This window comes from Qipengyuania sp. SM2512 (assembly GCF_054954005.1).
The window spans coordinates 2,359,339-2,378,945 of the sequence record NZ_CM143134.1 but is presented as its reverse complement, the minus strand read 5'-3'; the positions used below and the strand labels follow the sequence as shown (position 1 = coordinate 2,378,945).

The 19,607-nt window shown below is 65.3% G+C and carries 15 protein-coding genes, 1 tRNA gene and 1 other RNA gene; 9 read left to right on the top strand and 8 right to left on the bottom strand.

Annotated elements, in window-relative coordinates:
• Positions 1–35 precede the first annotated feature (35 nt).
• From ACQ5J0_RS11915 to ACQ5J0_RS11890, 6 genes are all read left to right on the top strand, one after another.
• On the top strand, positions 36–1,037 hold the full coding sequence (locus tag ACQ5J0_RS11915) for an SDR family oxidoreductase (RefSeq protein WP_462567721.1): 1,002 nt from the start codon (positions 36–38) through the stop codon (positions 1,035–1,037).
• 198 nt (positions 1,038–1,235) lie between these two features.
• Positions 1,236–2,795, top strand: coding sequence for a mechanosensitive ion channel family protein (locus ACQ5J0_RS11910; RefSeq protein ID WP_462567720.1), 1,560 nt, complete (start codon positions 1,236–1,238; stop codon positions 2,793–2,795).
• A 248-nt stretch (positions 2,796–3,043) separates the two neighbouring features.
• Positions 3,044–3,544, top strand: a complete 501-nt coding sequence (locus ACQ5J0_RS11905) for an MgtC/SapB family protein (RefSeq protein ID WP_462567719.1) — start codon at positions 3,044–3,046, stop codon at positions 3,542–3,544.
• A gap of 115 nt (positions 3,545–3,659) precedes the next feature.
• On the top strand, positions 3,660–4,889 hold the full coding sequence (locus ACQ5J0_RS11900) for a DUF389 domain-containing protein (RefSeq protein WP_462567718.1): 1,230 nt from the start codon (positions 3,660–3,662) through the stop codon (positions 4,887–4,889).
• Between the two features lie 192 nt (positions 4,890–5,081).
• Positions 5,082–6,884, top strand: coding sequence for a cache domain-containing protein (locus tag ACQ5J0_RS11895; protein ID WP_462567717.1), 1,803 nt, complete (start codon positions 5,082–5,084; stop codon positions 6,882–6,884).
• Positions 6,885–6,948: 64 nt separating this feature from the next.
• Positions 6,949–8,313: a DcaP family trimeric outer membrane transporter gene (locus ACQ5J0_RS11890; RefSeq protein ID WP_462570106.1), complete on the top strand. Its 1,365-nt coding sequence runs from the start codon at positions 6,949–6,951 to the stop codon at positions 8,311–8,313.
• Positions 8,314–8,542: 229 nt separating this feature from the next.
• On the opposite strand, the gene ACQ5J0_RS11885 is transcribed toward ACQ5J0_RS11890, so the two are convergent.
• A tRNA-Tyr gene (locus tag ACQ5J0_RS11885) sits at positions 8,543–8,628 on the bottom strand.
• Between the two features lie 144 nt (positions 8,629–8,772).
• Here ACQ5J0_RS11885 and rlmB point away from each other — a divergent pair.
• Positions 8,773–9,561, top strand: coding sequence for a 23S rRNA (guanosine(2251)-2'-O)-methyltransferase RlmB (rlmB, locus tag ACQ5J0_RS11880; RefSeq protein WP_462567716.1), 789 nt, complete (start codon positions 8,773–8,775; stop codon positions 9,559–9,561).
• A gap of 93 nt (positions 9,562–9,654) precedes the next feature.
• Here rlmB and ACQ5J0_RS11875 read toward each other — a convergent pair whose 3' ends face one another.
• Together ACQ5J0_RS11875 and lon are read right to left on the bottom strand one after the other, a co-directional pair.
• On the bottom strand, positions 9,655–9,927 hold the full coding sequence (locus ACQ5J0_RS11875; RefSeq protein WP_462567714.1) for an HU family DNA-binding protein: 273 nt from the start codon (positions 9,925–9,927) through the stop codon (positions 9,655–9,657).
• A 250-nt stretch (positions 9,928–10,177) separates the two neighbouring features.
• The gene (gene lon / locus ACQ5J0_RS11870) at positions 10,178–12,571 is read right to left on the bottom strand and encodes an endopeptidase La (RefSeq protein ID WP_462567713.1); all 2,394 of its coding nucleotides are present in this window, start codon (positions 12,569–12,571) and stop codon (positions 10,178–10,180) included.
• A gap of 689 nt (positions 12,572–13,260) precedes the next feature.
• Here lon and ACQ5J0_RS11865 point away from each other — a divergent pair.
• Together ACQ5J0_RS11865 and ACQ5J0_RS11860 are read left to right on the top strand one after the other, a co-directional pair.
• Entirely contained in the window at positions 13,261–14,127 is an 867-nt protein-coding gene (locus tag ACQ5J0_RS11865) for a BON domain-containing protein (protein ID WP_462567712.1), read from the top strand.
• 622 nt (positions 14,128–14,749) lie between these two features.
• A complete protein-coding gene (locus ACQ5J0_RS11860; RefSeq protein ID WP_462567711.1) occupies positions 14,750–15,421 on the top strand; it encodes a hypothetical protein in 672 nt (223 codons plus the stop codon).
• 163 nt (positions 15,422–15,584) lie between these two features.
• Here ACQ5J0_RS11860 and ACQ5J0_RS11855 read toward each other — a convergent pair whose 3' ends face one another.
• The 5 genes from ACQ5J0_RS11855 to ACQ5J0_RS11835 all read right to left on the bottom strand — a co-directional run bounded on the left by ACQ5J0_RS11855 (position 15,585) and on the right by ACQ5J0_RS11835 (position 19,595).
• The gene (locus ACQ5J0_RS11855; protein WP_462567710.1) at positions 15,585–16,367 is read right to left on the bottom strand and encodes a class II aldolase/adducin family protein; all 783 of its coding nucleotides are present in this window, start codon (positions 16,365–16,367) and stop codon (positions 15,585–15,587) included.
• 353 nt (positions 16,368–16,720) lie between these two features.
• Positions 16,721–17,062, bottom strand: coding sequence for a YbaB/EbfC family nucleoid-associated protein (locus ACQ5J0_RS11850; RefSeq protein ID WP_462567709.1), 342 nt, complete (start codon positions 17,060–17,062; stop codon positions 16,721–16,723).
• Positions 17,059–18,885 (bottom strand): DNA polymerase III subunit gamma/tau, encoded by a 1,827-nt coding sequence (locus ACQ5J0_RS11845; protein ID WP_462567708.1) that lies wholly within the window; start codon positions 18,883–18,885, stop codon positions 17,059–17,061. The genes ACQ5J0_RS11850 and ACQ5J0_RS11845 overlap by 4 nt, the downstream gene beginning before the upstream one ends.
• A 72-nt stretch (positions 18,886–18,957) precedes the next feature.
• Positions 18,958–19,052: signal recognition particle sRNA small type (ffs, locus tag ACQ5J0_RS11840), an RNA gene on the bottom strand.
• Positions 19,053–19,316: 264 nt separating this feature from the next.
• Positions 19,317–19,595 (bottom strand): ETC complex I subunit, encoded by a 279-nt coding sequence (locus ACQ5J0_RS11835; protein WP_462567707.1) that lies wholly within the window; start codon positions 19,593–19,595, stop codon positions 19,317–19,319.
• Positions 19,596–19,607 lie beyond the last annotated feature (12 nt).

The window sequence follows — 19,607 nt, the reverse complement described above, 5'->3', positions numbered from 1 at the left end:
AAGCTATATCCCCCAAAGCTGTCGGAAGCAGAAAGATGAAACTCAAACCCCTTAGCGAACAGGTCGTCGTCGTCACCGGAGGATCCTCCGGGATCGGTCTTGCAACGGCCAAGCTGGCAGCCCGCGAAGGCGCCAAGGTGGTGATCGTCGCGCGCGGCGAGGAGGGCCTGCGTGCTGCGGCCGAGGAGATCCAGGCCGACGGCGGGATCTGCGACTATCTCTGCGCCGACGTCGGTTCCCGCGAGGATGTGCGCGCCACGGTCGAGGCTGTGCTCGAGAAGCACGGGCGGTTCGACACCTGGGTGAGCAACGCCGGGGTCGGGGTCTACGCCAAGCTCGAGGAGTTGAGCGACGAAGACCACCGCCGGTTGTTCGACACCAATTACTGGGGCGTGGTCCACTGCGCGACCGAGGCGCTCCCGCATCTCAAGAAACATGGCGGGGCACTGATCACCACCGGCTCGATCTCCTCGCAGATGCCGGCGCCGGTGCTGTCGTCCTACACCGCCAGCAAATATGCGGTGAAAGGCTATATCGATTCGCTGCGCCTCGAGTTGATGCACGAGAACGCCCCGGTTTCGGTAACCCTGATCCAGCCCAGCGGCATCAACTCGCCGTTCGGCGAGCATTCTCTGAACCAGATGGACGATCGCTCGGTGGTGCCGCCGCCGGTCTATTCTCCCGATGTCGTCGCCAAGGCGATCTGCCACGCGGCAGAACATCCAACCCGCGACATGATCGTCGGCGGCGCGGGCCGGGCGATGACGCTGCTTGCCAACCTCGCCCCGGGACTGGCGGATTGGGTGTTCTCGACGGCCTTTTTCAAACTGGCGCTCGACAAGGATAATCCCAAGCGCTCGGACGACGGCGGGTTCCATGAGGCCGGTGGCGGCGGCGAGGTTTACGGCGATCAGAGCAAATGGATGCGCGATACGAGCGCCTATTCGGCGATGCGCCGGAATCCCGCGATAACCGCTTTCGCGTTGCTTGGCGTGGGCATCGGCCTGCTCGGATGGCTACAGAAAAATCGCTCCTGACGATCAGCGCCTGCCGGGGCGCGACCGATCCCTCGTAGCGCGTTAGCCTGCGCGGCCTCAGCGCTCCCGCGCCAATCCCGGCCCAACCCTTCACAATCGCGGCGGGGCTGGTATCAGAGCGCGCCAGCGGAGAATGATCGGAAGAAAGCAGTTTTGGGATCGACAGCGATAATCCGAGCCCTGATGGTGCTGGCCTTGATGGCGCTGGGTTTGCCCGCGTCGGCACAGCTGGTCCAGCAACCGGAAGCGGAAGAAACGGCGCCGGCCGACCTGTTTGGTCGTGAGACGCCGCGTTCGACGGTCACCGGACTTATCCGTGCGCTCGCATCCGCCGACTACGCCCGCGCTTCGCAGTTTCTCGCCTCGCAGAACCTCGACGATCCTGCGGCAGCCGAGGAAGCCGCCGAGCAGGCGCGCCAGTTGCAGGTTGCACTCGACAGCGGAGGCAATCTGCTGCCTTTCAGCGCGCTTCCCAACGAATCCACCGGGCGTCTCGACGACGGCTTGCCCCCCGGGGTCGAGCGGGTGGGTACGCTTGCAGGCGAGGGAGAAATCCCGATCCTGCTCGAGCGCGGTGAAGGCCCGGAGGGCGTCGAAATTTGGCGGGTCTCGCGAGAGACGCTCGACGCGATCGACGAATTGGTGCCGGCAGTCGAAGAACTCCCCACCGCCGAAACCGAAGAAGCGCTGGCGGTTGCCGGCGCTCCGGTCGCCGATTGGCTGCTGTTGCTCGGCATCGCTGCGGGCAGCTTCCTCCTGCTGTGGGTGGTATCCGCGGCAATACTCTGGCTGATGCGGGCCGCCGTCGCCGACGAGGAAGAGAGCGCAGCCTATGGCCTGGTCCATGCCGCCCTGCCGCCGCTGAGCCTGTTCCTGGCAGTGGTCGGCTTCAATCTGTGGGCAGGCAGCGTCGAGGTCTCGATCGTCGCCCGGCAGACGCTGCTGCGCTATATCGGGATCGTCGCCTGGATCGCCCTGGCTTGGTTCGCGCTCCGTCTGGTCGATGCGGTCGCCCACCTCGCGACCAACCGAATGGAGCGGCAGCAACGACGGCAGGGCGCATCGATCGTCGCGCTGATGCGCCGCGCCGCGAAGCTGGTCCTGCTCGCGCTCGCCTTCGTCGCCATCCTCGACACCTTCGGTTTCGACGTGACCGCCGGCGTCGCCGCTCTCGGCATCGGCGGACTGGCGCTTGCCCTCGGAGCACAAAAAACGGTCGAGAATCTGGTCGGCAGTGTGACGGTGATTGCCGACAAGCCGGTGGAGGTCGGCGATTTTTGCCGTGTCGGCGATGTCGTCGGTACGGTCGAGGACATCGGCATGCGCTCGACGCGGGTCCGCACGCTCGAACGCTCGCTCGTCACCATCGCGAATGGCGATTTTTCGTCTCGGGAGATCGAGAACTATGCCAAGCGCGACCGCTTCCTGTTCAACCCGACGATCGGCGTGGAATACGGAATATCGGCCGCCAAGCTGCGCGAAGGCATCGAGATCATCGAGCACGTTCTGAGCGAACACGAGCTGGTCGAGAAGGAAGGCCTGCGCGCCCGCTTCGCCCATTTCGGTGCCAGTTCGCTGGACATCGAGGTATGGTCGTACATCACCGTTCTCGATTACGCCGAAAGCCGCCTGATCCGGCAGGAGCTGCTGCTGGCGATATTCGAGCGGTTGGAGGCTGCGGGGCTTTCGATCGCCTTCCCCACCCAGAAGATCCATCTCGTTACCGAGGAGGAACGAGAGCGCCCTTCAGCCGGGTAGAGCGGCTCACAAATGCGCTTCCGCCGATCTATGCCCTTCCCTGCTGGTCGCCGGGCGTGCCGACCCGAAGCCCGTCGCTTTCCGGGCGCCCCGGCAGACCAGCATCTGAAAGCTCGTCCGCCGGGTGACAGTGATCGGTGCGTCATTCCTGTTGCTTGCGGGCGCCTTTGCATCGCACCATTGCCGCTTGGCGGGCAGACCAATGCAGTCCGGCGCATGACAAGGTAGCTGCCGAACGGAGAACCACTATGCTCGAACAACTTCTCGGCCCGGATGAATTCGATGTCTGGCCGCACCTTGCTGCCATCGGCCTGGCCTATATCCTCGCTTTTCCCATCGGCTGGAACAGGGAAAAGACCGAAAGAAGCGCGGGACTGCGGACCTTTCCCCTCGTAGCCGTGGCCAGCTGCGGCTTCATACAGGCCGCGGAGTCGCTCACCGCAGAGACGCCCGAAGCAATGGCCCGCATCGTCGAGGGCCTGATCACCGGAATGGGTTTCATCGGTGGCGGCGCAATCCTCAGGCTCAAGGACTCGGTAAAAGGCACTGCGACCGCTGCGAGCCTTTGGGTAACCGGAGCGATCGGCGCATCGGTTGCCTTGGGCAGCCTGGATGTGGCCGTGATGCTTTCGGTAGTGACCGTTGCGACGCTCTGGATCATGGCACCGATCAAGCATTTCGGACATTTGCAGGAAGACAGCGACGAAAGCGGTTCGGGCAAAATAGAGACGCCTCAAGATCGCCCTTGAAGCTGCCAGACCATGCGATATTCCCCGCGGGTCAGCCTTGGCATGATGCAGACGGCATCGCTGACTTCGCCAAACACTTTGAAAACTGAGGCTTATCGTGCGGCAACTGACGATCGTGATCCCTCCCCAAGATGCCGAGCGCGTGCGCGCGGCTGCAGCGGGCAATTCGATCGAGGTCATGGCCGAGGTGGAAGCGGTGCGCGACGGGGCGCAGCGGGTGCTGATGCTCTGCGACGCGCCCAATGCGGCAATCGAGGGGTTCCTCGCTGCGCTCGAGGAGGTCGAGGGGCTCTACGTCACCTACGCACCGCAGGGCGTGCTGGCGCTGCGGCCCCCCGCCAACCAGCCGGAGGACCAGGTCACCGATGTCCAGCCGCGCAGCCCGCTCGAGATCTTTCTTTCGGGGCTGCAGAGCATCGGCTCCTGGACCGGCTTTATCAGCTATGCGGCGCTGGGCGGGGTGATCGTATGGGTCGCGCTGTTTACCGAAAGCGTGTTTCTGCTGGTCGCTGCGATGCTGATCGCGCCCTTTGCCGGTCCCGCGATGAACACCGCCCTCGCCACCGCGCGGGGCGATCTCTACCTGCTGAAGCGCTCGCTGCTGCGCTACGTGGCGGCGCTGGCGACAGCGATCGCGGTGGCGGCGCTCCTGAGCCTGATCTTCGAGCAGAAGATCGCGACGGGTCTGATGATCTCGTCCAGCATGCGATCCGCGGTGTCGGTGCTCCTGCCGCTGGCCGCGGGCGCGGCGGGCGCGCTAAACCTGGCGCAGTCGGAGCGCAGCAGTCTGGTCAGCGGCGCGGCGACCGGGATGCTGGTCGCCGCCGCGCTTGCCCCCCCGGCCGGACTGGTCGGGATGGGGCTGGTGATCGGCCAGATGGATATCGTCTATTCCAGCCTGTGGGCGCTCGCGATCCAGATCGTGGGAATAAACCTGGCGGGCTTCGTGGTTTTCAGGCTCTACGGCGTGACCAACAAGGGCGCCCGCTACCCGCGCGGCAAATCGGCGATCACCGTCGGGGCGCTGGCTCTCAGCATGGCCGCGGTGCTGGCGCTGCTGGTCGTCCAGTTCTCTTTCTCGCCGCAATTCGAACAATCCTCGCTCGCCCAGCGTATCACCGCTCTGGCGCAGCAGCAGATCGAGACGCGCGACGACGTGGAGCTGGTCATGGCGCAGGCCGCCTTCAGCCGCGCGCGCCCGTCTGGTGAAAACCCGGTGCTGCTGACGATCCAGGTCGAAGGCGATCTGACTCAGGCGCAGCAAAACCGGCTTGCCGCCAGCCTGCGGGCGATGATCGAGCGCGAGTTCGGGGTTCGGGCGCTGGTCGACCTGACGGCGCTGTGACGCCAGGCAAGCAAAGACTTGGCCGCGTAGCCAGGACCTCGGACCTTCGCGCACGTCATCCGCTGCCTGGTTGATCACCCGTTCGTGAGTCCGCCGAAAAGAAACCGCCGTTTCGATCGCACCGCAAGCAGCGCAAACGGCACCGGAGCCCCACTCCGCCCTCTATAATACCCTTCGAACTGAAGGGCTTTTATGAACAATTTGAAGATCGGTGCGCGTCTCAACCTCGTCAGCCTCGCTGCGCTGCTGGGACTGGCGCTGGTGCTTGCGCTTTCGCTGTTCCGGCTTGACGACACGATGCGCGCCGATGTTGCGGATCGCACACAAAAGACGGTGGAGATCGCGCACAGTACGCTTGTGCACTACCACGGGCTCGAACGCGCCGGAGCCATGTCGCGGTCGGAGGCGCAGGCCGCCGCCATGGGCGCGGTCAAGGCGATGCGTTATGGCAATGACGACTACTTCTGGGTGAACGACATGCAGCCGCGCATGGTCATGCATCCGATGAAGCCGGAGCTGGACGGTACTGACATCAGCAGGACGACCGACGCCGACGGCAATGCGATGTTCGTCGAGATGGTCGGGATCGTTCGCGCCGAGGGCGAAGGCTTCCTGAATTACAACTGGCCCAAGCCCGGCGCCGAGGAAGCACAGCCCAAAATCTCTTTTGTGAAGGGCTTCGAGCCCTGGGGCTGGATCATCGGATCCGGCGTCTACGTCGACGACATCCGAGCAGCGGTCTGGAAGGCGGCGGTCGGCCAGGGCGCGATCGTTCTGCTGATCATCGCCGCAGTGGGAACCTTGAACTGGCGGCTCAGCAGCTCGATCTCCCTCCCAGTGGCTGCACTCGCCGGACGCATGCGCGGCCTTGCGGCGGGCGAGACGCAGGATCCCATTCCCGGAGTTCGCCGGGCGGACGAAGTCGGCGACATGGCCAAGGGCCTGGAGGTTTTCCGCGAGGCCGCGATCGCCAAGGCAGCGGCGGACGCCGAGAAAGCCCGATCGGATGCCGATCAGGATTTCGTTGTCGAGACGCTCTCGACCCGCCTGGGGCAGATGTCGCAAGGCGATCTCACTGCGCAGATCGACGTCGAATTCCCCGCTTCCTATGCAGTGCTCAAAGCAAATTTCAACACCACCCTCGCCAGCCTCCGCGAGCTGATTGCCTCGCTCGGACAATCGACCGATGCCATCCGCGACGGCTCGCACGAAATCGCCCAGGCATCGGACAATCTCGCCCGGCGCACGGAGGCCAACGCAGCAAGTCTGGAGGAAACCTCGGCGGCCTTGTCGCAGATGGAAGGCCGCCTGCGCACCACGGCCGGCGCCGCCGTTCAGACGGTCGAGCAGGCCAGTGAGGCGAAAGCGCTGGTGGGCGAAGGCCGCACCACCGCCGACCGCGCCGTGGGAGCGATGGGCCGCGTCGCCGATGGCGCGAAGGGCATCGACAATGTCATCGAAGGGTTGGACAAGATCGCCTTCCAGACGCGCGTGCTGGCGATGAACGCTGCCGTCGAAGCTGGCCGAGCCGGCGAAGCTGGCCGCGGCTTCGCCGTGGTCGCGGACCTGGTCTCCGCGCTGGCGATGCGATCGGAAGAAGAAGCCAAGCGCGCGCGCGAGGAGCTAACAGCAACTCAGGCCGACATCGGCCTGGCGGTCGGTGCGGTCCAGGAGATGGATACCGCTCTTGTCAGCATCATGGGCGGGGTCGAGCAGGTCTACGAGCTCGTCACGACGATGGCGGCGGACAACCAGGCGCAGTCGTCGACGATCAGCGAGATAACGGTTGCGGTCAATTCGATGGACACCGCGACCCAGCAGAACGCGGCGATGGTCGAGGAGACGTCGGCGGCATCTCGCAATCTGGCGCAGGAAGCGATGGCGCTGAGCGAGCGCTCGGCCCATTTCAAGACCGGGGGTCAGGCTCAAGCGTCGCTCCCCGGTACCGCGCCGACCGGCAGCAGGCCCGCGGATCTGCCTCGCGCCGCTGCCTAGGCCCGGCCTCCCGAAAATTCAGGATTGCCGCCCTTCGGGGCGCGAGGAGTGCATTACTGTGAACATGAAGAACATTCGGCTCACGCTGATCGCCGGGGTTGCCCTGAGCGCCCTTGGAGCAGTGCCGGCGCATGCCCAGACTGCGCGCGAAGCTGAGCTCGAAGCGCGTCTGAGGATGCTTGAAGCAGCGGTGGCCGAGCTGCGCAGCGAGCTGGCGCAGGAACGCGTGAGCGAGGACAGCGCGGCAGCCACGCCGCAATCCGCATCGCCGCCTCTCCATGCCGAACCGGCAACCAAACTCACAGCGCAGCAATCGATCGAAGATTCAGGCCCCAGCATCGAGGTCGGTGGCTTCTTCAAGACCTACGCAGCGGTGAGCGGGTATTCGGACGGCACGCTTGCGGCAAATTCGAGCGGTCACGACTTCTACAATCCCGGCACGATTCCCGTCGGCGGCGAAAGCCAAGGGGCATCCTTTCGCGCCAATGTGAAGCAGACACGCATCGCGCTGAAGGCCAGAGCGCCGCTGGCCAAAGAAGTTCTGGCAGGAGTTCTCGAGGTCGATTTCCAGTCCTCCCCCGGCAGCGGCAGCCACCGGGTAACCAATGCCTACAATCCTGCCCTGCGCCGCGCTTTCATGAGCTATGGCAATCTGCTCATTGGGCAGGAATGGACCAATTTTCAGTACCTGCCCGCATTGCCGGAGACCGCCGATTATCTCGGCCCAAGCGAGGGAACGGTCTTCGTGCGCCAGCCCCAGTTGCGCTACACGCACGCCCTGTCCCGCTCGGCCAGTTTCTCGGTGGCCGCTGAAAACCCGGCGGTAACCACCGCCGATGCAGGTTCGGCGATCATCGGCGAGAACCACGCCGGTCGCCTGCCCGATCTGACCGCGAGGCTGAACCTTACCCTCGGCTCTGCGGAACTCTCGCTGGCGGGCCTCGCACGCGAACTGACCGCGCACCTGGGAGACGAGGAAGACGCAGCACTTGGCTGGGGCCTATCTGTCGCAGGAAAGATCCAGCTCGGTGCGCAGCGCCGTCACGATCTGCGCTTCATGGTGACCCACGGCAGCGGCATCGGTCGCTACGTCGGGCTCAATCTGGCACCCGATGCGATCGTGGTTCGCGATGGCGGACTGCGCCTCGAGCCCGCCGTTCTGACTGCCGGCTTCGCAGCGCTCAGGCTTGGCTGGACGAAGCGCTTGCGATCCACCTTCATGGTCAGCGCGCAGACAATCGATGTCCCGGCTGCCCTCGCCGCTCTCGAATCCAACGACACGGTCTGGAGCGCTTCGGCCAATTTGTTCTACTCGCCAATGCCGCAGGTGGATTTCGGCTTCGAGCTGCGACACGGCGAGCGCGAGCTGGTGTCAGGCGCTACTGGCCGACTCGACCGCGCCGAATTCGCTGCGAAGTACAGCTTCTGATCGCGAGACGGCGGGCGCTCACGACGAGGCCTGGTCCTTTCTAATGTGCCGTTTGGGACCCCTGCCAGAATACTTGATCATCGGCGAATGTGGGACGGACTAGCACACGCCATAGAGGCTGCGTGGGGGTACAAGGAGTGGTCCTCCGTGCGCCGATTGTAATACCCGATCGGGGGCAGAGCCCCCGACTTTGCGCGGCTTCCTTGCCACTCAAGTACTTAGGGGCAAGTGGTGGACAGGGCTGGATTCGAACCAGCGTACGCTTGCGCGGGCAGATTTACAGTCTGCTGCCTTTAACCACTCGGCCACCTGTCCACTTGGCTTGCCAGTTGCGCGATGAAAACGCGGAGGGTCTGGGCGACCCCGCTGGCCGAGAGGCGCCCCTTTGGCGAAGCGGCGCTTGCCTGTCAATGGCCGCACTGGCAGGGGACGCGGCTATTGCCACAAGGGAGCAGCCATATGGCCAAGACGGAGCGCAAAAAGGCGCTGCGCGGACGCGCGGGACGCATGCAGGGTGGGCGCGGAAGCGGTCGCGCCAGCACCGGTCAGGTCCGCCTGTGGGGTCACCACGCGGTCGAAGCCGCGCTCAAGAACCCCGAGCGGCGCCATCACAAGCTGTGGGCGACGCGGGAGGCGCTGGCGGAGCTCGACGGCGAGCTGCCCGAGGACTTCACTGTCGAATACGCCGGCATGCCCGATCTCGATCGGCTGGTGGCGCGCGATGCGCCGCACCAGGGGCTGGTGCTGGATTGCGCTGCGCTCGACGATGTCTTTCTCGATCAGGTGCTCAAGGCCGAGCCCGACCGCCCGCTGCTGGTGCTTGACCAGGTCACCGACCCGCACAATGTCGGCGCGATCCTGCGCTCGGCGGCGGCTTTCGGCGCAGCGGCGATCGTGACGCAGGACCGCCACGCGCCGCCGGAGGGAGGCGTGATCGGCAAGGCGGCCTCGGGCGCTCTGGAGGTCGTGCCCTGGGTGCGGGTGGTCAATCTGGCGCGCGCGCTCGAGGATATGGCGGCGGCGGGATACTGGCGCATCGGTCTGGCAGGCGAAGCGGAGGCAACGCTGGCGCAGGCGCTTCCTGCTGGCCCGGTGGCGCTGGTGCTCGGTGCCGAAGGGCCGGGAATGCGGCACAATGTCGCGGGCCATTGCGACGCGCTGGCGCGGCTGCCGATCGGCGATGCCATGGAGAGCCTCAACGTTTCGAACGCGGCCGCGATCGCGCTTTATGCAGTGGCGACCCGCTGACTCGAGCCGGAAACGGAAAACGCCGCATCGTGCCTGAGCGCGATGCGGCGTCGATCCGTGCGACCCGCCTGCACGGCGGGAGGGAAACAGGTCCTAGTTGACCGAATCCTTGAGGCCCTTGCCGGCCTTAAACTTGGGCTGATTCGACGCCTTGATCGTCATCGGTTCGCCGGTGCGCGGATTGCGACCCGTCGAGGCCTTGCGCTTGGCGACCGAGAAGGTGCCGAAACCGACCAGCCGCACATCGTCGCCGCTCGACAGCGATTTGGTGATGGCGTCGAACACGCCCTCGACGGCGCTGGAGGCATCGCTCTTCGACAGGCCGCTGGAATCGGCGACGGCGCTGATCAGGTCGTTCTTGTTCATCTTAAGGGAACCCCCACTTGGTGTTGAATTCGTCTCGGTGAATCATGTCTCCGAATGCGCGGCAGTTGAACGAGTCGACGCAGGACTGTCAAAGGCAAATCCGCCCGCCGGGGTCGGGATTCGCCTCTAAAACCCTGAAATCAACGTAATTGCTCGCTTAACCACGCGGCGGAAGCGCCCCTCTGCCTCGAACCGGGTCATCCCCCAAGGACCCAGCGATCCGAGTCGCGGCGCTGCACCGAAGCTTCGATCAATGCGCGGTCCGCACCGGCGATTGCGCATTGCCCACCGTCAGCGGCTGACTCGCAAGATCGTCGGCCTCGGTCCATTCGATCTCGGCGGGAACCGAGGTCAGCGCGTGCTCGAGCACCTGGTCGACATGCGAGACCGGGATGATCTTGAGCCCGTCTTTGACCTTGGCGGGGATCTCGGCGAGGTCCTTCACGTTCTCCTCTGGGATCAGCACGGTCTCGATCCCGCCGCGCAGGGCCGCGAGCAGCTTCTCCTTCAGGCCGCCGATCGGCAACACGCGACCGCGCAAAGTCACCTCGCCGGTCATCGCGACCTCAGGGCGCACCGGGATGCCGCTCAGGGTCGAGACGATCGAGGTGACCATGCCGATGCCCGCGCTCGGGCCGTCCTTGGGGACCGCGCCCTCGGGCAGGTGGATATGGATGTTCTTGCGCTGGAAGATGCTGGGCTTGATACCATAGGCGGGCGCGCGCGCCTTGACGAAGCTGAAGGCTGCGGCGACGCTTTCGTTCATCACCTCGCCCAGCTTGCCGGTGGTCTTGACCTCGCCCTTGCCCGGCGTGGTCACGCTCTCGATCGTCAGCAATTCGCCGCCGACCTCGGTCCAGGCGAGCCCGGTGACCGCGCCGATCTGCGGCTCCTCCTCCGACATGCCGTGCTTGAACTTGCGCACGCCCGAGAAGTCCGCGAGGTTTTCGGGAGTGATGGTGACGCTGGCGGTGGTCCCCTCGAGGATCTTGCGCAGCGACTTGCGGCACAGTTTCGCAATCTCGCGCTCGAGCGTGCGCACCCCGGCCTCGCGGGTGTAGTAGCGGATCAGGTCGCGCAGACCCTCTTCGGTCAGCGTGAACTCGTCCTTGGTCAACCCGTGCTGCTTGATCTGCTTGTCGAGCAGATGGCCCTGCGCGATCTCGACCTTCTCGTCCTCGGTGTAGCCCTCGAGCCGGATGATCTCCATCCGATCGAGCAGCGGTTGCGGCAGGTTGAGGCTGTTGGCGGTGCAGACGAACATCACATCCGACAGGTCGATGTCGAGTTCGAGATAGTGATCCTGGAACTTGCTGTTCTGCTCGGGGTCGAGCACTTCGAGCAGCGCCGACGCGGGATCGCCGCGGAAATCCTGGCCCAGCTTGTCGATCTCGTCGAGCAGGAACAGCGGGTTGGACTTGCCGGCCTTCTTGAGATTGGTGACGATCTTGCCCGGCAGCGAGCCGATGTAGGTGCGGCGGTGACCGCGGATCTCGGCCTCGTCGCGCACCCCGCCCAGCGACTGGCGGATGAATTCGCGCCCCGTCGCCCGGGCGATCGATTTGCCCAGGCTGGTCTTGCCGACGCCGGGAGGGCCGACGAGGCACAGGATCGGACCCTTGAGCGTGTTGGTGCGCGCCTGGACCGCGAGATATTCGACGATCCGGTCCTTGACCTTCTCCAGCCCGTAGTGATCGGCGTCGAGCACCTCCTGCGCCTTGCCGATATCTTTCTTGAGCCGGCTCTTCTTGCCCCAGGGCAGGCCGAGCAGGACGTCGAGATAGTTGCGGATGACAGTCGCCTCGGCGCTCATCGGCTGCATGCCGCGCAGCTTCTTGAGCTCGCTCTCGGCCTTGGCGCGCGCTTCCTTGCTCAGCTTGGTCTTGGCGATGGTTTCGGTAAGTTCGGCGATCCCGTCGCCGTCCTCGCCCTCGCCACCGAGTTCGTTCTGGATCGCCTTGAGCTGCTCGTTGAGATAATATTCGCGCTGGGTCTTTTCCATCTGGCGCTTGACCCGGCCGCGGATCTTGCGCTCGACCTGGAGCACCGAGAGCTCGCCCTCCATGAAGGACATCACCATCTCGAGCCGCTTGTGCGGGTCGGCTTCGGCGAGCAGCGTCTGCTTGTCCGAGACCCGCGCCGCGACCGCAGCGGCGATGGTGTCGGCGAGCTCGCCGGCATCGTCGATCTCGGCGAGTTCGTCGCCCGCGCCCTCGCCCAGCTTCTTGTTGAGCTTGGCGTATTCGGCGAACTGCTCGACCACCTGGCGCATCATCGCCACGACCTCGCTGCCCGCGGCGGTCTGTTCCTCGTGCAGCGTGACCTCGGCCATCACGTAATCGTCCTGCTCGCTGAAACGCTCGCAGGTGGCGCGCGCCGCGCCCTCGACCATCACCCGCACCGTGCCGTCGGGCAGCTTGAGCAATTGCAGCACCCGCGCGACCACGCCGACATCGTAGAGATCGTCGCGCTCGGGATCGTCGCAGCCCGGATCGAGTTGGGCGAGCAGGAAGATGTCCTTCGAGCCTTCCATCGCCGCCTCGAGCGCGGCGACCGATTTGTCGCGGCCGACGAACAGCGGCACCACCATGCCGGGGAAGACGACGATGTCGCGGAGCGGGAGAAGGGGAAATTGCTGGGTCATGCGGTTGGTCCGTAAGTCGGGCGCAGCGAAGACCGCGCCTCGTGTGACCCAGGATATGGGAACCCGCCCCGCCCGCCGCAATCCCGTTTCCTGGCAAAGCTGTGGACGCGGGCGCGGAAGCTCGGTCGGCTGACACATCTGACACGGGTGCGGGGTATCGGGCGGCTTTCGGACGCAAAAGCGTCACCTTGGGGGCGAAAAGCGTCGCCTTGGCGGGCAGAAGTGTCACCTTCGCGCGGCGAAGTGTCGCCTTGCTGGCGGGGCCCGCCTGTGCGGCGGGGCAAAGTGTCGCTCCACCGCGCCGAGCATGCTCCGGGGCAGTCACCTTGCGGCGCGCCGGATGATGGGCGGGGCGATTGGCAAGGCCGGAGGATACGCCGTCGGTCATTGCGCGAGGGTGGCAAATTCGTCGCCTGTAGGAAAATGGTTTTCGTGGCGCTGCGACGCTGGTGGCGCAGGACGCCTTCGCAGAACGCGGCTCGAACCCGGAAGACGTGACGCAGGGTGGCGGGGCTCGCGGCTTGCTGGATGCAGTCTCACCCGCTGCATGAGCGGCGATCTGCACGCCTGCCGGGCATCACGTCTCATCGGGACCACGGCTCGCCGAGGACGGCCCAAGAGCTGGAACGAGCGGGCCGATAACCGTTTACCCAAGAGAGACGGGACACACCGATACGAGGAGAGAGACGATGGCAGACTATCGAGACGATTACGGACAGGAATATCGCCGCGACCGGAGATACGACAATGATCGTTCTTCCTATCGCGATGATGCCAATCGCGCGTCCTATCGCGACGAAGCCGGGCGCGGCGGCTATCGCGGCGGCGGCTATGGAGGCGGCTACGGTGGCGGCGATGGAGGCGGCTACGGTGGCGGTTATCGCGACGATAACGACCGCGGCGCCATGGACCGCGCCGGCGACGAGGTGAAATCCTGGTTCGGCGACGACGATGCCGAGCGGCGCCGCCGCATGGACGAACGCCGCGACTACGAAACCGATCGGTACGGCGGCTACAATGATCGAGGCGGGTCCCGCGACCGCGGCTATTACGGATCCAGCGAGCGCGGCGGCGACCGGGATGGCGGCCGCTGGGGCGGCTATGCCGGCGGGCGTGGCCAGTATGAGGGCCAGTTTGAGGGCCAGGATCGCTACGGTTCCGCCCGGCGCAGCAGTTTTCGCGGCGACGAACTCTACGATCGCGGCGCGGGCGACAGCCATTACGGCAAGGGGCCCAAGAACGACGTGCGATCCAAGGAGCGGCTGCAGGAACGCATCAGCGACGAAATGCACGACGATCACGATCTCGACGCCAGCAACATCGAAGTGACCACGCAGGACAATGGGGAAGTCACGCTGGAAGGCAGCGTCGCTTCGCGCTGGGAAAAACGCCGCGCCGAGAACTGCGCCTATGACGTTCGGGGCGTTCGCCATGTGCAGAACAACATCCGCATCGACGAACGCAGCGATGCCACCGACGAAAGCCGCAGCGTCGCGCGCGATCCGGACGCGACCAACCGGCCCACGACGGGCCGCAAGACGGCGACCAAGACCTGAACCCCGGCTCTTGCCCGCAACCCGGCCCCCCGCTCCGCACCGCGGCGCGGGGGGTTTCCGGATGCGCAACCGCGGATTGCTGCTTCGCAAAGGGCGGCGGCGGAGCGCTCCTGGCTTCGCCCGCTGGTCAGCGCGGCATCGACGGCGCCGATATTTCCTTGCGGATCACCGACCGCCGCTCTCCCGGGTCCGCGCGAAGATCGCGCGATGGGCGCATTGAGGATTCGACAGGGGACGACGTCGTTCGGGTCATCGTGCCCAAAAGCGGACTGTCAGTAAACGACCCTTGCAGCCGTTCCCTAATTTCGTCGCCCCGGGCTAGACCCGGGGTCCCGCTGCCTTCGTGGCCAAAGGCTCAACACCGGCAGGCACGCCTCGGTGGACAAACCCATCCCCTCGTCATTGCGAGCCGCCGCAGGCGGCGCGGCAATCCATGGACGGCGGTTTCGTCTTTACACGTCAGTAGCGAGGGCGCGCGACGCCGCGCCATGGATTGCCGCGTCGCTGCGCTCCTCGCAATGACGAGAGGGAAGGCGGCGGCTTTCCTTCCGCCATCGCCAAAACCCGCCGTACCGTTTACGACCCAATTGCAGACGGTGGCAGACTATGCTCCCACCTCCCCATGAAACATCTTTTGACGTTCCTTTCGGTCGGGCTAGTCGTAGCTTCGTGTTCCGACCCGCGAGCGGGCAGTCCCGATCCTGATCCCGGCACGGCGATCGCCCTGTGCTTGGACGAGAAGCTGACTGATCAGAAGTCGGAACATACCCGCATCAGGTATGTCTCACACGATCGCGGTCGGATGCTCAGCTACGTTTTTGACGTTTTCTCGGGCGACTTCTACTCAGCCGAGATCGATCCGCCCGTGCCGATCACAAACATGGTGATCGCTGCGCAGCTATCCCGTGAGTACTTCGAAGAACTCAGGGAAAATCCGCCAAAAAACCGAGATGATTACGACACGCTGCGGCTGCGCTTTGAAGCGATTGATAACCTCCGAATGTCGGACATGGTCGGGGGTGGCGCGCTCACTTTCTTGGAAGCGGATCTGGCCGCCATAGAAGCCAGCGCAACGAGTATCCTTCCAAGACAGCCCTATCTCGTTCGCGACGGCAATTGGGTATACAAGATCATCAGTGATGGCCCGCCCGATGAAAACCTTCGCGCGAAAGTACGGAAAATCCTAGAGGGATTCGATCAGCACGCTACCTTATGTGAGCCCGGCAAAAGGGCCCGGACAGATCCTCGTGCGACGGAAACTAAACTAGGGCCTGCGTTGTCGTGGTCTGACTAACGTCAGCTTCCCACCCAGTCTCAGACATATCTCCAAAGTGCCGGCCATCCCGAAACCCGCCATGCGGTCAAAAGGCACACCTCTCACGCTAGCCGGTACAAGCCGGGGGTGGCGACGGTAGAGCGGAGCGGCTCGGCGTGAGTCGCTGGCGCGCTTCTCGCCCTTATGCGCGGAAGCCCGGATCAGTGCGGTCGAGCTTCCTCAGCAGCGCGGGCCAGGCGAGCGCGTTGGCGATCATGCCGATGCCCGCGGGCGGGGTCTGCGACTTGACCTTTTCGGGGGTGCCCTGCGGCGGGTTATGGAGCCCGTCGCGGCCCGCCGAGAGCATCTTGACCTGCGCATCGCAGGCGCGTTCGAGGAAATAGAGCCGCAGGAAGCACTCGCCCACGCTCTTGCCGATTGCCAGCGTGCCGTGGTTGCGCAGGATCATGACGTGCTTGTCGCCCATGTCCGCGACCAGCCGCTCGCGTTCCTCGAGGTCGGTCGCGATGCCTTCGTACTCGTGATAGGCGATGTCGCTGCGCGCAATCATCCCGGTCTGGGTGTGCTCGAGCAGCCCGTCGGCCATGGCGCTGACCGCCTGGCCCGCTGGGGTGTGCAGATGCATCACCGCATGGGCATCGTCGCAATTCATGTGCAGCGCGGAATGGATGGTGAAGCCCGCCGGATTGACGGGGTGCGCGGTCGGGATCACCGGCTGGCCGTCGACATCGATCTTGACCAGGCTGGAGGCGGTGATTTCCTCGAACATCTGATCGTAGGGGTTGATCAGGAAATGATGCTCGGGGCCGGGCACGCGGGCGGAGAGATGGGTGAAGATCAGATCGTCCCAGCCGTAGAGCGCGACCAGCCGGTAGGCCGCGGCGAGATCGACGCGGACCGCCCATTCCTCCTCGCTTACCTGCGCGCGGATGTCGGCGTCGCTGCCAGTTGAGTTGTCGTTCATCACGGTTGCCATGACTGCCTCTCCGATTGGTTGTGTTTTGCCACGGATAACACGGAATGGGCGCAGGCTGTAGGGGGTTTGCGGGGCGCGCCTATCTTTCCGACTCGTCACCAAGAACTTGGTTCAGGGTCCATGCTTCCTCCTGCGCCGAAGGTACTAGGCGGAGAGATGGGTGCTGAATCAAGTTCAGCATGACGATGGGGCCGGCGTTGCCATTGGCCAAATACCGTCACCCTGAACTTGGTTCAGGGTCCATGCCTCCGACTGCGCCGAAGGTACCCAGCGGAGCGATGGATGCTGAAACGAGTTCAGCATGACGGATTATCAGAACTTGGAGCTGGTGCCCCTGCCCCCTACCCCATCCCGGGAAGATTGAACCCCGGAGGCAGGCCCATGCCCGACTGGATGCCTTCCATCTCGGTGGCGGCGCGGCGGTCCGCCTTGTCGCGGGCGTCGTTGAAGGCGGCGGTGACGAGATCCTCGACCATCTGCTTTTCCTCGACCTTCATCAGGCTGTCGTCGATCGCGACGCCGAGGATGCGGCCGCGCGCGGTGGCGCGGACCTTGACCAGACCGCCGCCGGCGCTGCCCTCGACCTCGATCGTGTCGAGCTTGGCCTGCGCCTCGCCCATCTGGGTCTGGATGGTTTCGGCGGCCTTCTGCGCCGCGGCGAGCATTTCTTCCATCGACTTCATGCTTGGTTTCTCCATTCCTGCAGGCCGACCGGGGGTTTGTCGCGATCGGCGATGATTTCGGCACCGGGAAAGGCGGCGAAGGCGGCCTGTACCAACGGATGCGCGCGCGCTTCGGTTTCCGCGCTCTGCTGCGCGGCTTCTTCGCGCTCGGCGATCGAGGGGGCGGCCTCACCCTCTCCGTCGGGGACTTCCTCGAGCAGCCAGCGCTTGCCGGTGATCGCGGCGAGCGCCTCGCGCAGCGTGGGACCGATGTCGTCGCGGTAGAGCGGGTTGCGCGTGAACCGCAGCAGCCCGTCCTCGACCGCGATCGGGCGGATCTGCAGCCGCATGATCCCGGCCGCGAGATGCTGCCCGCCGGCCTCGACCTTCGCAACGAGATCTTCCCACTTCACCGCATTGACGCCCGGAGCATCGCCCGCGGGCGAGCCTTCCGCAGACGGTGCGGGCGCGCGGGTGGCGGCGTCCTCGATCAGCCGCGCCAGCCGGCCCGGGTCGGGCAGTTCCTGCGCATGCAGCGCGCGCAGCAGCGCCATCCGCGCCGAGACCAGCGGGTCGGGCGCCTGGCGGACCTCGTCATAGCCCTTGAGCAGCAATTGCCACAGCCGGTGGAGCTGCGCCGGCGGGATCGCCGCGGCCCACTCGCCAAGCTGCGCGCGTTCCTCGGCGGAGAGCGCATCGACCTCGCCCCCCGAGACCTGCGCCACGGTGACGCGGTGGACGATGTCCATCAGCGAGCGCAGCATGGCCAGCGGCTCAACCCCGAGCGCGTATTGTTCGTCGATGCCTTCGAGCAGCGGCTTGCCCTCGCCCGCCAGCAGATGCGCCAGCAGCCTTCGCTGCGCGCTCTTGTCGGCGAGCCCGAGCATCGAGCGGACCCGCTCGGCGGTGACCCGGCCCTCGCTGTCCATATCGGCATGGGCAATCGCCTGGTCGAGGATCGAAAGCCCGTCGCGCACCGAGCCCTCGGCGGCATTGGCGATGATCGACAGCGCCTCGGCATCGGCCTCGACGCCTTCCTTGGTGCAGATCAGCGCGAAATGCTCCTGCAGCATCTCGGCGGGAATCCGCCGGAGGTCGAAGCGCTGGGTGCGGCTGAGCACGGTGACGGGGAGCTTCTCCACCTCGGTGGTGGCGAAGAGGAATTTGACGTGGGCGGGCGGTTCTTCGAGCGTCTTGAGCAGCGCGTTGAAGGCGTTGCGCGAGAGCATGTGGACTTCGTCGACGATGTAGATCTTGTAGCGCGCGCTGACCGCGGAATAGCGCACCGCCTCGATGATCTCGCGGACGTCGTCGACACCGGTGTGGCTGGCGGCGTCCATCTCGATGACGTCGATATGCCGTCCCTCGGCGATCGCGACGCAGGGTTCGCAGACGCCGCAAGGGTCGATCGTCGGGCCGCCGCTGCCATCGGGGCCCACGCAATTGAGCGCCTTGGCGATCAGCCGGGCGGTCGAGGTCTTGCCGACCCCGCGCACCCCGGTCATCAAAAAGGCATGCGCCAGCCGGTCGCGCGCAATGGCGTTGGCCAGCGTGCGGACCATGGGCTCCTGGCCGATCAGCTCGGAAAAGGTCTGCGGGCGGTATTTGCGCGCGAGCACGCGATAGGGCTGCGCGGGCGCGTCGCTGGCTGGTTTGGCCGCGGGAGCCGGAGCAGGCGCTGGATTGTCGACAGCTTTCTCGGTCGGCGCTGGCGCGGGCGCAGAATCGGGCGCGCCGAACAGCGCTTCCTGCCCCGCTTGCTCAAGCTCGGCGGCGGTTGGTTCCGCCTCCTCGGGAACGCTTTCCCATGGCAGGCCGTCTGGATTGTCCGGTGAATCACCCATCCGCCCTAGCTAGGGCGTGCGCGCGCATTTGTCATGCTGGCGTTTGCCATGCCGGCCTCTGTCACGCTGGGGGAAATAGGAGCCGAGCGACCCGTCGCAATTCACCTGGGCTGCTTCCTTCCGGACCTGACCCGGTGAGCGAACGCAAACGTCCACCCGACTCCCGGAGCGCCATATGGCGGCGAAGTCGCGGGGGTTCAAGTTTTTCGTGTGGTGGATTCGTCGTTTCCCTTTTCCTGGTCATTGCGAGGAGCGCAGCGACGAAGCAATCCATGGTACGGCGTTGGCGGCCGTCACTGCCGTCGTGAACGCGGAAAGCGCAGTCCATGGATTGCCACGCCACCTGCGGCGGCTCGCAATGACGAATGGTTCAGGTGGAGGAGCGCAGCGACGCGGCAATCCAGCGCCTGCCGTCGCGTGCAACGCAAAGCCTAGTTGAAATTGTCCGCGTAGGCCTGGAGCTTGAGATGGCGCACTGGGGTCGCGCGGACCCGCGCCGCGATGCCGTGCTTGGCGGCGTAGGCGGCAGCCTCTTCGCGCGAGGGAAAGGTGAGCACGACCTGCGCCTGCGTGTCGCCGCTGCCGGTCCATCCCATCAGCGGGTCGGCATGGCGGGCTTCGCTCTGCTCGAATTCGAGCACCCACTCGTCTATCCGCGCCTTGCCGGACTGCATCGCGTTCTTGGGACGTTGATAGATTCGGGCTGCCATGGGGACGCCCTT